The following is a 14,308-nucleotide window of genomic DNA, read 5'->3' as shown; positions in this document are numbered from 1 at the left end:
CGGCGTTGCCGCCGCCGCCGCCGACACCGAAAACGGTGATGCGCGGCTTCAGTTCGGTAATATCTGGCTTTTGAAGCGTAATCGTCATTTGGTTTCGTTCCTTCTCGCTATGGCCGCACCGCCAAGCCGGCCAATCTCTTGGTGTTCTTTAAAAACTTTCCCTGAACCACTGGCCGACGCGTGACAGGCGTCCGCCTCCCGATGGCAGAAAACCCCGCTGTTCGCCGCCATAGGTCTCGCTTTCCGCAAGCTGCGGATAGATCAACAGTCCCGCTGCCGTGGCAAAGGACGGACCCTTGGCCGGAAGCGGCAGACCGGAAACGCCCATCGGACGGCCGATCCTGACATTGCGGCTCAAGATGCGCCGCGCGAGTTCGCACAGGCCGATCAGCTGGCTTGCGCCGCCGGTCAGCACCACCCGCTTTCCGACGACCGCCGAATAGCCTGAAAGCTGGATGCGGTCGCGGATCAGTTCGAGCGTTTCCTCCACCCGAGCCCGGACGATTTTCGACAGCAGCGCCTTGGAAATCTGGCGTGGTTGGTCATGGTCGTCATGGCCGATCGAAGGCACCGCGATCATCTCGCGTTCGTCCGCGCTCGAGGCGAGCGTCGAGCCGTGAACGCATTTCAGCCGCTCGGCATCTTCCAGGCGGGTGGACAGGCCGCGCGCCAGATCGGTGGTTACATGATGCCCCCCGAGACTGATCGCGTCGGTATGCACCAGCCGGCCTTCGGAAAAGACCGAAATCGTCGTCGTGCCGGCGCCCATGTCGATCGCTGCGCAGCCAAGTTCGACCTCGTCGTCGACAAGGGCTGCAAGTCCGCTGGCATAGGGTGTGGCCACCATTCGCTCGACCGAAAGATGGGCGCGGTTGACGCAGAGTTCGAGATTGCGCAGCGCCAGCCGCTCGGCTGTGACCACATGCAGGTCGACGCCGAGCGTCTCGCCATACATGCCGAGCGGATCGCGGATGCCGCGCTCGCCGTCGAGCGTGAAGCCGGCCGGCAGCGAATGCAGCACCTGGCGCTCGTCGTTGATCGAGCGGCGCGAGACGGCCGACAGCACCCGGCGCAGGTCCGAGGCATCGACATCCTGGCCGCCGAGATCGATCGCCGCCGTATAGGTATCGCTCTTGATGCGACCGGCCGAGACGTTGACGATCAGGCTGTCGATCGTGATGCCGGCCATGCTTTCGGCCGCATCCACCGCCTGGCGGATCACATGCTCGGCCGCATCGAGATTGACGATGACGCCGCTCTTGATGCCCTGCGAACGCTGATGGCCGATGCCGATGATCTCGATATTGTGGGTGCGCCCCGGGAGGATCTGGCTTTCGGCGCGCGGGGTCAGCCGCGCGATCATGCAGACGATCTTCGACGAGCCGATATCGAGCACGCTGACGATATGCGTCTTCTTCGCGGAAAGGGGTTTTGCCCGGCCGAAGCCGGCGCCGCCGAACAGGCTCACAGGCGCCTCCCCTTGTTCTTGAATGTCTTCTCGAGCGCCTCCGTTGCCGCCTGCCGCCGCTCCATGGCTTCGGGCGTCAGCTGTATGGCGATCCGGTCCTCAAGCCTGAGATCGACGGCGGCGATCTCGCGCTCCAGGATCGACCGGCTCTCTTCAAGGCTCTTGAGACGCCCGAGCGCGGTTTCCGTTTCCTGCTGCGGCAGTTTCACGATCATGCCGTTGTCGAGATAGAGGTCCCAGCGGCGGCCGTCGACGCGCTTGTAGGCGCGCACGCGCTCGGAAAGCGCCGGCCAGCCTTCGAGCAGGCCGTCGATGTCGGCGGCGGCGAAATTGCCGCCCTGGCCGAGAACCAGGGGAAGCCGGCGAAATTTCGGCGCGCTGAGCGGGCCGATGACATTGCCGTTCTGCTCGATCATCAGCGTCCGGCCGTCTTCCTGCTGCCAGAGCGCGTAAGGTTCGCGTTCGGTCAGCGTGATCTTCAGCGTCGAGGGATAGATCTTGCGCACATCGGCTTCCGCCACCCAGGGCAGGTTCAGAAGCTGCCCGCGCGCCAGCTGGACGTCGATGCCCCGCAGCGAATAGGCGCCTTCGAGACCGAGGCTTTGCAGGATGGCGATTTCGGAGGTCTGCTCATTGCCGGAGATCTCGATATCCTCGACCGCAAAGCCGGCAATCTGGAAGGCCGCGCGGCGCACGAGGTCGCCCTTGTCGGCAACGGCTATCGCATTCGCGCCGACGGCAACGAAGAAGACGAGCGCAGCGAGGCTTCCCGCATGGCGCGGCACGGGCGTGCGGCCGGTGAGAAGGCCGGCGGAAACGCGAACCACGCGCCTGACGGGACGCGGCAGGACGCCGCTCCGTCCGACGGGTTCGCTGCGGCCGTTCTCGGCCGTATCGCCCTTTTTCGCCTTCATCGCAAACACGAAGCGTCCTCCACCATCCACCGGAGAAATGCACCAAAATCATAGCCGGCATCGGCAGCCATCTCGGGTACCAGCGAAGTTTCGGTCATCCCGGGCTGGGTGTTCACCTCCAGCCAGATGATGCCGTCCTCACCCAGCGTCTCGTCGAAACGGAAATCCGAACGGGAAACGCCGCGGCACCCGATTGCCTGATGCGCCTGAACGGCCAATGATTGAATCTTTTGGTAAATATTCGGTTTAATTTCCGCGGGCAGAATGTGTTTCGATCCGCCGGGCCGATATTTCGCGTCGAAATCGTAGAATTTCTGGCCGACGGGAACGATTTCGGTCACGCACAGCGCCGTGCCGTCCATCACGCCGCAGGTGAATTCGCGGCCCTTGATGAAGCGCTCGACCATGATCTTCTCGCCGAAGGTCCACTCGTTGGACGAGATCGACTGCGGCGGGTTTGCCTGGTCCTCGTCGACGATCAGGACGCCGAAGGACGAGCCCTCGTTGATCGGCTTCAGCACATAGGGCGGCGCCATCGGATGGGTATTGCCGATCTCGCCGCGTTGAAGAAGGAGGCTTTCGGCGACCGGAACGCCGCAGGCGGACGCCACGCGCTTGGCCTGGGCCTTGTCCATGGCGAGCGCCGATGCCAGCACGCCGGAATGGGTATAGGGGATCTCAAGATATTCGAGGATGCCCTGGACCTTTCCGTCCTCGCCGAAGGGTCCGTGCAGCGCATTGAAGGCGACATCGGGCTTCATCTTGGAAAGCACGGTGGCGACATCGCGGGTCACATCGATCCGGCTGACGCGGAAGCCTTCGGCTTCCAGCGCATCGGCGCAGGACTTTCCCGACGCCAGGCTGACCTGACGCTCGGAGGAAAACCCGCCCATTAATACAGCCACATGTCCGGAACTCATACCCGTCCCCGCCTTTGCCGGCAAACGCCGGACCAACACCTGGAATACCGCTTTTTTGAGGAAAGCGTTTCTTGTCCCCATTAGTGAAGGAGGATGGTTAATGAAGCGTTTACTTTGGTTAACCGGACGAGAAAAAGCTGTTCCGGCTGAGGCTTTTAGCCCCGCCTGACAGCGCTAACGCCCCGCGGAAAGGCCAGTGCGGCGCAGAGCTTCAGTCCAGTTCCTGGGGGACGAATTCATAGACATCGCGGCCGGCAAGGAAGCGTCCGATGCGCCGGATTTCCCATTCCAGCAGAATGCCGGAGTGGTTGTAGACGCGTTCGCGCACGGTCTCGCCGAGATATTCCAGATCGTGGGCAGACGCATTACCGCGATTGATCATGAAATTGCAGTGCATCGGCGACATCTGCGCGCCGCCGATCATCAGCCCGCGGCAGCCGGCCTCGTCGATCAGGCGCCAGGCGGACTGACCGTCGGGATTCTTGAAGGTCGAGCCGCCGGTCTTCTCCTGCACCGGCTGAGCGGTCTCGCGGTGGGCACGCACCGTCTCCATCTCGTCGCGAATCGCCGACCGCTCCCGGGCAAAGCCCTCGAGCAGCGCGCCGGTGAAGATCACGCCCTTCGGCACGGCGGCGGAGCGATAGTCATAGCGCATGGCCTCGCGCGGGATCGTCACTTTCTTGCCGCTGCGGTCCAGACCATAGATCTCCACCACGCGATCGGAAATCTCCGAGCCATGGGCGCCGGCATTCATCGCCAGCGCGCCGCCGAGCGAGCCGGGAATGCCGTACATGAAGGAAAAGCCGCCGATCCCCTGGTCCATGGCGAAACCGGCGATATGCTTGTCCGGCGAGATCGCGCCGGCGATGATCCGGTTTTCACCCGCCATTTCCTGTCCGCCAAAGCCCTTCGCCGAAAGGCGGACAACGGCGCCGGAAATGCCGCCGTCGCGCACCAGAAGGTTCGAGCCGACGCCGATGACGCAAAGCGGCACATCCTCGGGCAGCGCCTGAAGAAACAGCCTCAGATCATCCTCGTCGAGCGGCTGGAACAGAAGTTCGGCCGGGCCGCCGGCACGCAGCCAGGTCACCCGCTCCATCGCCGTATTGGGCACGAGCCGGCCCCGCAGTTCGGTCGCGGCCTTGCCGAGCCGCTCGATCAGTTCTTTGCCGTCAAGCATGGATCCGCTCCATCACGCCGTTTCTTCGAGCGCGAGCGGCAGGCGCGCGGCCCACTGGGTGATGCTGCCTGCGCCGAGCATGACGACGAAATCGCCCGGTTCGGCGACGCCGGCGATGCGTGCCGCCAATTCTTCCTCGGCGGCGAGATAGCGCGCGTCGCGGTGACCGGCGGCCCTGATGCCGGCAGCGAGCGTTTCGCCGTCATAGCCTTCGCGCGGGTCTTCGCCCGCCGCATAGACGGGGGCGATGAACACCGTGTCGGCATCGTTGAAGCAATTGGTGAAATCCTCGAACAGGCTTTCCAGCCGCGAATAGCGGTGCGGCTGGTGGATGGCGATGATCCGGCCGTTGCAGGCCTCGCGCGCGGCGCGCAGGACGGAGCGGATTTCGACGGGGTGATGGCCGTAATCATCGAAAATCTGCACATCGTTCCAGGTGCCGACAAGCGTGAACCGCCGCTTGACGCCGCCAAAGGCCGCAAGCCCCTTGCGGATGTCCGCCTCGGAGATATGCAACCGGTCGGCAACGGCGATCGCGGCCGTCGCATTGGAGACATTGTGGCGGCCCGGCATCGGCAGGGCCAGGTTCTCAAGCTTCACCGAAGGCCGGCGGCGGCGGCGGATATCGACGTCGAAGATCGTGTGGATGCCTTCATTGCGGATATTGGAGAAGCGCACATCGGCCTGGCGGTTCTCGCCATAGGTAACGATGCGCCGGTCCTCGATCTGGCCGACAAGCGACTGTACCTCCGGATGGTCGAGGCACAGCACGCCGCAGCCGTAGAACGGCACGTTTTCCACGAACTGGCGGAAAGCGGCGCGCACGCCGTCAAACGTGCCGTAATGGTCGAGATGTTCCGGATCGATATTGGTGACGACGGCGATTTCGGCCGGCAGTTTCAGGAAGGTGCCATCGGATTCATCCGCCTCGACCACCATCCATTCCCCCTCGCCCATGCGTGCATTGGTGCCATAGGCATTGATGATGCCGCCATTGATGACCGTCGGATCGAGATTGCCGGCGTCAAGCAGGGCGGCGACCATCGAGGTCGTCGTGGTCTTGCCGTGGGTGCCGCCAATGGCGATCGCGTCACGAAAGCGCATCAGTTCCGCCAGCATCTCGGCGCGGCGAACCACCGGCAGGTGTTTTTCGCGCGCGGCGACGAGTTCCGGATTGGCGCGCTTGATCGCCGAGGAAACGACAACCACTTCCGCGTCGCCCAGATTCTCGGGCCGGTGGCCGATGGAAACGGCAATGCCCTTCCCGCGCAGCCGCGTCACATTGGCGCTTTCGGCCTGGTCGGACCCCTGAACCCGATAGCCGAGGTTCTTGAGAACCTCGGCAATGCCGCTCATGCCGATACCACCGATGCCGACAAAATGAACGACACCGATCGCCTGTGGCATTTTCATCTTTCCGTTCCTTCAATCTTTCTGCCCGACGCCAGAGCCTCAGCCATATCGGCGAGCCGTTCCGTCGCGTCGGGTTTGCCTGCATCCTTTGCCGCGAGCGCCGCGGCAGTCAGTTTCTCCGGATCATTCACCGCTTCGGTTAACAATTCCGAAAAACGCTCGCCCGTCAACGCGGACTGGCGCACGACCTCAGCGCCTCCGTTCGCCGCAACCAGCGCCGCATTGGCCGCCTGGTCATGATCGAGCGCATGGGGATAGGGCACATAGATCGCCGGACGCCCGATAACGGAGAGTTCCGACACCGTCGAGGCGCCGGAGCGGCAGACGACGAGATGGGCCTCTGCGATCCGCCGTGCCATGTCGGAGAAGAAGGGCGAGATGTCCGCCGGAATGCCGAGTTCGGCAAAGCGCGCGGCCACGGCATCGACGTCTTCCGGCCGCGCCTGCTGCGTGACGCGGAACAGGGCTCGCATCTCGGGCGAAAGGCGGGCAAGCGCATCGGGAACGGCATCGGCAAAGAAATGGGCCCCCTGGCTGCCGCCGAAGACAAGGAGGTTGAAGGGCGCGTCCGCCGTCCGCTCGCCATAGGTGGTCTTCGCCGCCTCCAGAACGGCAGGCCGTACCGGATTGCCCGTCTGAAATATCTTTGCGCCGAGCGGCTCGCCCTCGCCCGTCAGGAAACCGCCGGCAATGGCGTTGACGCGCGGGGCCAGCATCTTGTTGGCGCGCCCCATCACCGCATTCTGCTCATGCAGCATGGACGGAATGCCGCTGGCCGCTGCCGCATAGAGCGGAGGCACCGTCGGATAGCCGCCGAAGCCGATCACCGCGGCAGGCCTGAACGCCGCAAACAGCGACCGCGCCACGCGCGAGCCCTTGAACAGTGTGAAGCCGGCCCGGATGATCGAGATCGGGTTCTTCGAGCCGATCGTGGCCGAAGGCACGATGTGGATCATTTCCGCCGGAAAGCTTCCCGAATAGCGCTCGGCGCGGCTATCCGTCACCAGATGGAGGGTGTGGCCCCGGCGGATCAGTTCATGCGCCAGGGCTTCCGCCGGAAAAACATGTCCGCCGGTCCCGCCGGCGGCGAGGAAGAAGAGCTTGCTTTCCATGGTAAAACCTATTCCGCCGGTACGCCGCGCGATCGGCCCGGCTGAAAGAAGTGGTCCTGTCGGGCGCGCTTTTCCGGCCGGTGGCGCGTCAACGCCAAAATAAAGCCCGCGCCGACGCAGGTTGCGATCATCGACGAGCCCCCGGCAGAGATCAGCGGCAGGGTCATGCCCTTGGCCGGCATCAGCTGCAGCGCAACGCCGATATTGATGATCGACTGCATGCCGATCTGCAGAACGAGGCCGGCAACGGCGAAACGGGCAAAATCATCGCGCTCGCGATAGGCGTGTGTGAGCCCGCGCAGCACGATGAAGGCGAAGATCGCGACGATGAACATGCAGAAGAGAATGCCGAATTCCTCCGCCGCGACGGAGAAGACGAAGTCCGTATGGCTGTCGGGCAGGCGGCGCTTGACGATGCCCTCGCCCGGCCCGAGACCGAAAAGCCCGCCCTGCTGGATAGCCTTGGCGGCAAGCTCGACCTGGAGATTGTCGCCCTCGCCTGTCAGGAACCGGTCGATACGCGAGGTCACGTGCGGCAGCCAGGCATAGGCCGCGAGAAAACCGGCAACGCCCGCGCCCGCGAGCCCGGCAATCCAGAGCCACGACATGCCGGCCATGAAGAAAATGCCGCCCCAGACGATGCCCAGAAGCACGGTCTGGCCGAAGTCCGGCTGGGCGATCAGGAGCACGGCGGAAATGATGAACAGCAGTCCGGCAAAGAGATTGCCCGGTATCTCCGGATAGCGGTGGTGCTCGGCAAACAGCCAGGCGCAGACCACGGCGAAGGCAGGCTTGAGGAATTCCGACGGCTGCAGCGAAAAGCCGGCCAGCACGATCCACCGTCTTGACCCGTTATTGGCCGTGCCGATGAAGAGCGTCGCGACCATCATCATCAGCGAACCGACCAGGATGATCACGGCGAGCCTTCGGATCATCCGCGGCGAACAGAAGGAAAGCCCGATCATCACGGCAAGCGAGGGCGCGAGGAAGATCGCGTGACGACGGACGAAGTGGAAACTGTCATAGCCGAGACGATCGGCAACGGCCGGCGATGCGGCGAAGGACAGCATGAAACCGATGCCCATCAGCGCGATGAAGGCCGCCAGCAGCCATCGGTCGATGGTCCAGAACCAGTCCGCGATCGGTCCGCGTTGGACGCGAGAGACCATGGCTTATTTCCCCCTGCCGCTGTCATCGGGCGGGCTCACGCCATCAAGCGCCATCACGGCGCTGACGAAGGCATCGCCCCGCTTTTCGAAACTTCCGAACTGGTCGAAACTGGCGCAGGCCGGCGACAGGAGAACGACCGGCGCCTCCCTGTCATCCGCCGCCGCGTCGCCCGCCGCATCGCGCACCGCCTGTTCCAGCGTGCCGGAAAGAACGATCTCGGTTCTGCCGGCAAGCGTTTCGGCGAAGGCTTCCGCGGCTTCTCCGATCAGATAGGACCTGGCAATCTTCGGAAAGAACATCTCGAGCGCGGCAATGCCGCCCTGTTTTGCCCGTCCGCCGGCGATCCAGTAGATCGTGTCGAAGGTTTTCAGCGCGGGCGCCGCCGCTTCCGCATTTGTCGCCTTGGAATCATTGACGAACAGCACCCTGCCGCGCCGCGCGATCGGCTGCATGCGGTGGGCAAGCCCCTTGAACGTGGCGATGCCGGCGCGGATTTCCGCATCCGAAAGCCCGACCGCACGGCAGGCGGCAATCGCCGCGGCGACGTTCTGGCCGTTATGCGCGCCGCGCAAAACCGTATGACCGGAAAGATCGACAACCACGCGGCCATCCTCGGCCGCGACAATGGCCCGCCCGTCAAAGGCAAGACCCGCCTCGACATGGGTGATATCCGCCGAAACGGGGACCACGGCGTGGCCTTCATCGCGCAGGCGGCGGGCTATCGCGCGGCAAAAGTCGTCGTCGGCGCCGATAACGGCGGTTTTCGCGCCTGCCACCAGCCGCGCCTTGATGGCCGCATAGCGGTTCATGTCGCCATGACGGTCGAGATGATCCGGCGTCAGGTTCAGGAGGAGGCCGACATCTGCATCGAGCGTCGGCGAAAGATCGATCTGGTAGGAGGAGCATTCCACCACGTAGAACCGCTCGGTAGAAAGCGGCGCGAGGTCGAGCACCGCGCGGCCGATATTGCCGCCAACCTCAGCATCGCGCCCGGCTTCCTTGAGGATGTGGCCGATCAGCGCCGTCGTCGTCGATTTGCCGTTGGTGCCGGTGATCGCGATCAGCCTGGCCTCGGGGCAAGTCGCGCGGCGCTCGCGGGCAAAAAGCTCCACATCGCCGATGATTTCGACGCCGGCGGCTCTCGCCAGTTCCACCGTCCAGTGCGGTTTGGGATGGGTAAGTGGCACGCCGGGCGCCAGAACCAGCGCGTCGAAGCTACCCCAGTCCGCCTCCCTCAGGTCAACCACGGCAATACCCGCTTCGGCCGCCGCCGCCCGGCTTTCTGCGCGGTCGTCATAGGCGACCACATCCGCGCCGCCCGTCACAAGCGCCTTCGCGCTCGCAAGGCCCGAGCCGCCGAGCCCGAAAAGGGCGACCTTCTTGCCGGAAAAGACGGAGACCGGGATCACGGATTGTTTTCCTATCGAAGCTTAAGGGTCGAAAGGCCGATCAGGGCGAGGCCGAAGGAGATGATCCAGAAGCGGATCACGACCTGGCTCTCGGTCCAGCCGAGCTTTTCGAAATGGTGGTGGATCGGCGCCATCAGGAAGACCCGCTTGGCGGTCTTCTTGTAGACGGCGACCTGGATGATGACGGAGAGCGCCTCGAGCACGAAAAGGCCGCAGATGATCGCCATCACGATTTCATGCTTGGTGGCCACCGCGACGGAGCCGATCAGCCCGCCGAGCGCCAGCGAACCGGTATCGCCCATGAAGATCGCCGCAGGCGGGGCGTTGAACCATAAAAAACCCATGCAGGCGCCAATGACGGCGGAAAGCAGCACCACGAGTTCGCCCGTGCCCGGCACGTAATTGATCTGCAGATAGGTGGCGAAGACCGAATTGCCGACGACATAGGCGATCAGCGCGAAGGAGCCGGAGGCGATGATCACCGGCACGGTGGCAAGCCCGTCAAGGCCGTCGGTCAGGTTCACCGAATTTCCCGCGGCGACGATCACGAAGGCGCCGAAGGGGATGAAGAACCAGCCGAGATCGATGATCACGTCCTTGAAGAAGGGAAAGGTCAGCGCCGAGCCGAGCGTCGCGCCGTCGATCGTCGCCAGATTGGCGGCATACATCATGAAGGCGACGGCAACGCCGGCGATGATGAATTCGAAGAACAACCGCCGCCTGCCGGAAAAGCCCTTGTCGGACTGTTTGGTGACCTTGAGATAGTCGTCGTAAAAGCCGATCGCCCCGAAACCGAGCGTGACCAGCAGCGTGGCGACCACATAGGCGTTTGAAAGATCGGCCCACAACAGCGCGGAGCCGACGATGCCCGCGAGGATCATCAGCCCGCCCATGGTCGGCGTGCCGGCCTTCTTGAAATGCGTCTGCGGACCGTCTGCGCGGATCGGCTGGCCCTTTCCCTGCCTGATTCTGAGCGCGGCGATGATGCGCGGACCGAAGAGGAAGACGATCAGGGCCGAGGTGAAGACAGCAGCGCCGGAGCGGAAGGTGATATAGCGGAACAGATTGAAAAACTGGAACTTGTCGGACAGCTCCACAAGCCAAATCAGCATGAACGCCCCTTTCCAGCGACGGCGGAACGCGCCGAACCGGCCCCCGAACGGGCCGCAACCGGCGCTTCATAATTGCGTATCTCGCGGCATGTCAAACGTCTGTTTACCACGAAAATCGTTTATCAGCGGTTTATCACCGCGCGGGATAGGCCCCGGTCAGTCTCGCGACGATCCTGCCGAATCCCAGCCCGTTGGATGACTTTACCATCACCGTGTCTCCGGCCGCGACCGCGCCGATGGCGAATTCCGCCAGTTCGTCGGCATTCGCCCGGTATTCCACAGCAATACTTTCCGGAAGAGCGTCTCTGAGAACCTGCATATGCTCTCCCGCAAGCCAGACATCGGTGACGCCGGCCGAGACCAGCGGTCCGGCAAGCGCCTCATGCGCTTCGGCGGCATAGTCGCCGAGTTCCAGCATATCGCCGAGTATGGCGATCCTGCGTCCGTCGCCCGTGCCCGCGCCCAGCAATTCCAGTGCGGCCCGCATCGAGGCCGGATTGGCGTTATAGCTTTCATCGATCAGGGTGAAGCTGCCATTGCCGATCGAAAGCAGCCGGCGCTGCCCCCTGCCCTTCAGCTGTTCGGCATTCTCGAGCGCTTCCAGGGCTGCATGGGCATCGCCGCCGGCCATGGAGATCGCGGCAAGCGCCGCAAGCGCGTTTTCCGCCATATGCTGGCCGGGCAGACCGAGATTGAAGGAAACCGGCTCTTCCGTGCCGAGCAGCGCCTGGACGTGCCCCTTTTCGCCGACGGTGCGGTAGTCGAGCAGCCGGAACAGCGCCTTGGCATGTTCGCCGAAGGAAACGATCTGCGCGCCGCAATTCTTCGCGACCCGCGCCAGGGGCTCGAATTCCTCGATGTCGCGGTTGATGATCGCCGCTCCCTCCGGCTCCAGCCCCTCGAAGATCTCCGCCTTGGCGGCGGTGATTTCCCTGAGCCCGGAGAAATTGCCGATATGAACCGGCGCGATCGTCGTCACCAATGCGACATGCGGGCGCACCAGTTTTGTCAACGGGCGGATTTCGCCGGAATGGTTCATGCCGATCTCGAACACGCCGAATTCGGTGTCGGCCGGCATGCGCGCGAGCGTCAGCGGCACGCCCCAGTGATTGTTGAAGGAAGAGACCGCCGCGTGCACCTTGCCGGACGCCTTCAGCCCGCGCGCGATCATCTCCTTGGTCGAAGTCTTGCCGACCGAACCGGTGACGGCGATGATCCGGCCCGCAACGCGCGCGCGCGCGGCCTCGGCGAGACGCACCATCGCCTCCAGCACGTCATCGACCACGATCATCGGACAGGTGAGACGCCCGAGCGCCGGCAACTTCGCCTCGGAGATGACCAGAAGCCCCGCGCCGTTGGCGGCGGCAAGCCCTGCGAAGGAATGGCCGTCCGCCCGGTCGCCCTTGATGGCGAAGAAGGCTTCGCCGGGGGCAATCGAGCGGCTGTCGATGGAAATGCCGTTGATGCCTTCCGGCAGTTCGCCCAGCGGACGGCCATCCATGGCCGCGACCATTTCGGCTGATGTCCATAGCAAACTCACGGTCAGATACCCTCCAGCGCTTTTTTCACTTCAGCAATATCGGAGAAGGGGCGGGTGACGCCATTGGCCGTCTGCCCTTCCTCATGTCCCTTGCCGGCGACGATCAGCGTGTCGCCCGTTTTCAGAAGAGCGGCCGCATGGATGATGGCCTCGCGGCGATCGCCGATCTCGATCGCGCCGGGCGCGGCCGCCATGATCTCGGACCGGATCACGTCCGGCTCTTCGGAGCGCGGGTTGTCGTCGGTGACGATCACGACATCGGCAAGCCGCGCGGCAATCTCGCCCATGATCGGCCGCTTGCCCTTGTCGCGGTCGCCGCCGCAGCCGAAGACGACGATGACGCGGCCGGTGGTAAAGGGCCGGACGGCGGCCAGAACCTTTTCCAGCGCGTCCGGCTTGTGGGCATAGTCCACATAGGCCAGCGCGCCGTTTGCCGCCTTGCCGGCAAGCTGCAGCCGGCCGTCTGCGCCTTCCAGTTTTTCGAGGGCGGCAAGCGCGTCCTTTGCCGGAACGCCGGTGGCGATCGCAAGACCGGCGGCGACAAGGGCATTCGATATCTGGAATTCACCGGCAAGCGGCAGGCGCACCTCGTGGATCGAACCCGCATGCAGAACTTCTGCAAACTGGCTGTCGCGCTTCTGCTCGGCGCGTTTCAGCGTCAGGAAATCGCCCTTGCGACCGACCGTCAGCACTTCGTGCCCGGCCGCTTTCGCGGCCTCGGCTGCGCGGCCCGACCATGCGTCGTCGGCGTTGATGATCGCCGGCAGCCCGCGCGGCAGAACGCGGTCGAAGAGATGCATCTTGGCGGCGAAATAATGTTCCACCGTCGGGTGGTAATCCATGTGGTCACGCCCAAGATTGGTAAAGCCGGCCGCCGCAAGGCGAACGCCGTCAAGCCGGTACTGGTCGAGCCCGTGGCTGGAGGCCTCCATCGCCGCATGGGTCACGCCGTCGGCAGCCAGTTCGGCCAGCAAAGCATGCAGGACGGCGGGATCGGGCGTCGTCAGCGCGCCATAGTCCTTGCGGCCCGGCGCTGTCACGCCGGTGGTGCCGATCATGGCGACAGGATGCCCGGCATGGGCCCAGATCTGGCGCGTGAAGGCGGCCACCGAAGTCTTGCCGGCCGTCCCGGTCACGGCGATCATGGTCTGCGGCTGGGCGCCGAAGAAACGGGCGGCGGCAAGCGCGAGGAACAGGCGCGGATTGTCGACCTGCAACACCGGTATCCTGGCGCTGTCGAGAGCGGTCGCGCTGACGGCGATCGCAGCTCCCCTTTCGGCCGCATCCTCTATATAGGCCGCGCCATCGGCCCTGGTGCCGGCAATGGCGACGAACAGGGCGCCGGGCTTCGCCGTCCGGCTGTCGGCGGTCACCCCGGTGATCTCGATCGCGCCGGCGCGACCGGCAAGCGCCGCATTCAGTTCAGGAAAGGCCGTTCCGGCAAGCATCCGCATCAACATTGTCGATATCTTCTCTTAATCTCCGGCATTGTCCAACGCTGCCCAAGGCCGGTCTCGGGCCGGGCCGGCCCGAATCATATCTCAATATCCCGCAAGAAGCGCATTGCCTTCTTGTCCGAAATCAGGGTCGACCCCAAGGATGGGCGCGATGCGACGAATGACCTCGCCGGTCATAGGGCCGGCGTTCCAGGCAGCCGTGCGGCCGGGGACCCCCTCGACCTTCTTGGCATCGTCAATCGTCACCAGGACGACATATTGCGGGTTGTCCATGGGAAATGCGGCAAGAAATGCGTTGAAATTGCGATCTTTCGAATATTTGCCGTCGATGATCTTTTCCGACGTGCCGGTCTTGGCGCCGACGCGATAGCCGGGCACCTGCCCGTTCCGGCCGGAGCCGTTCGTGCCGTTCAGCCTCAGGAGATAGCGCATCTTGTCGCTGGTTTCCTTCGAAACCACGTGCCTGGCGACCCGATCAGCCTCCTCGCGGCTGCGCGGCAGGAAGGTCGGCGTCAGAAGCTTGCCGCCGTTGACCAGCGCGGCGGCCGCGGCGGCGGTCTGCAGCGATGTCGTGGTCACGCCCTGGCCGAAGGAAACGGTCGCGGAGAAAACG

13 protein-coding genes are annotated in these 14,308 nt (G+C 64.1%); 1 reads left to right on the top strand and 12 read right to left on the bottom strand.

Annotation, left to right across the window (positions count from 1 at the left end; all coding sequences use genetic code 11):
- Positions 1–184: hypothetical protein (locus tag AC5DC2_RS09290; protein WP_491698280.1), on the top strand; the 184-nt coding region annotated here is incomplete at its 5' end.
- Here AC5DC2_RS09290 and ftsA read toward each other — a convergent pair.
- The 12 genes from ftsA to AC5DC2_RS09230 all read right to left on the bottom strand — a co-directional run.
- Positions 149–1,468 carry a cell division protein FtsA gene (gene ftsA, locus AC5DC2_RS09285; protein WP_024708061.1) on the bottom strand — a complete coding sequence of 440 codons (1,320 nt, stop codon included), beginning with the start codon at positions 1,466–1,468 and terminating at the stop codon, positions 149–151. The two genes, AC5DC2_RS09290 and ftsA, sit on opposite strands and share 36 nt — an antisense overlap.
- Positions 1,465–2,382 (bottom strand): cell division protein FtsQ/DivIB, encoded by a 918-nt coding sequence (locus AC5DC2_RS09280; RefSeq protein ID WP_491698281.1) that lies wholly within the window; start codon positions 2,380–2,382, stop codon positions 1,465–1,467. Before AC5DC2_RS09280 ends, ftsA begins: the two co-directional genes overlap by 4 nt.
- Positions 2,379–3,302, bottom strand: a complete 924-nt coding sequence (locus AC5DC2_RS09275; RefSeq protein WP_491698279.1) for a D-alanine--D-alanine ligase — start codon at positions 3,300–3,302, stop codon at positions 2,379–2,381. The genes AC5DC2_RS09280 and AC5DC2_RS09275 overlap by 4 nt, the downstream gene beginning before the upstream one ends.
- Positions 3,303–3,513: 211 nt before the next feature.
- Positions 3,514–4,482, bottom strand: coding sequence for a UDP-N-acetylmuramate dehydrogenase (murB, locus tag AC5DC2_RS09270; RefSeq protein WP_491698278.1), 969 nt, complete (start codon positions 4,480–4,482; stop codon positions 3,514–3,516).
- Positions 4,483–4,494: 12 nt separating this feature from the next.
- Positions 4,495–5,895 (bottom strand): UDP-N-acetylmuramate--L-alanine ligase, encoded by a 1,401-nt coding sequence (gene murC / locus AC5DC2_RS09265; protein WP_024708065.1) that lies wholly within the window; start codon positions 5,893–5,895, stop codon positions 4,495–4,497.
- Positions 5,892–7,007, bottom strand: a complete 1,116-nt coding sequence (gene murG / locus AC5DC2_RS09260; protein WP_491698277.1) for an undecaprenyldiphospho-muramoylpentapeptide beta-N-acetylglucosaminyltransferase — start codon at positions 7,005–7,007, stop codon at positions 5,892–5,894. Before murG ends, murC begins: the two co-directional genes overlap by 4 nt.
- Before the next feature lie 8 nt (positions 7,008–7,015).
- The gene (ftsW, locus tag AC5DC2_RS09255) at positions 7,016–8,176 is read right to left on the bottom strand and encodes a putative lipid II flippase FtsW (protein ID WP_024708067.1); all 1,161 of its coding nucleotides are present in this window, start codon (positions 8,174–8,176) and stop codon (positions 7,016–7,018) included.
- A 3-nt stretch (positions 8,177–8,179) separates the two neighbouring features.
- Complete coding sequence (gene murD, locus AC5DC2_RS09250) at positions 8,180–9,586, bottom strand: UDP-N-acetylmuramoyl-L-alanine--D-glutamate ligase (RefSeq protein WP_491698276.1); 1,407 nt, start codon at positions 9,584–9,586, stop codon at positions 8,180–8,182.
- A gap of 11 nt (positions 9,587–9,597) precedes the next feature.
- Positions 9,598–10,698 (bottom strand): phospho-N-acetylmuramoyl-pentapeptide-transferase, encoded by a 1,101-nt coding sequence (gene mraY / locus AC5DC2_RS09245; RefSeq protein WP_024708069.1) that lies wholly within the window; start codon positions 10,696–10,698, stop codon positions 9,598–9,600.
- A gap of 133 nt (positions 10,699–10,831) precedes the next feature.
- The gene (locus AC5DC2_RS09240) at positions 10,832–12,238 is read right to left on the bottom strand and encodes a UDP-N-acetylmuramoyl-tripeptide--D-alanyl-D-alanine ligase (protein WP_491698275.1); all 1,407 of its coding nucleotides are present in this window, start codon (positions 12,236–12,238) and stop codon (positions 10,832–10,834) included.
- Positions 12,239–12,240: 2 nt separating this feature from the next.
- On the bottom strand, positions 12,241–13,698 hold the full coding sequence (locus AC5DC2_RS09235; protein ID WP_491698274.1) for a UDP-N-acetylmuramoyl-L-alanyl-D-glutamate--2,6-diaminopimelate ligase: 1,458 nt from the start codon (positions 13,696–13,698) through the stop codon (positions 12,241–12,243).
- An 81-nt stretch (positions 13,699–13,779) separates the two neighbouring features.
- A partial coding sequence (locus AC5DC2_RS09230) for a penicillin-binding transpeptidase domain-containing protein (RefSeq protein ID WP_491698273.1) occupies positions 13,780–14,308 on the bottom strand: 529 nt, incomplete at its 5' end.

The sequence above is a fragment of the Martelella sp. genome, from assembly GCF_984369615.1.
The sequence above is the reverse complement of the archived record's forward strand: the minus strand, read 5'-3'. Positions and strand labels throughout refer to the sequence as shown.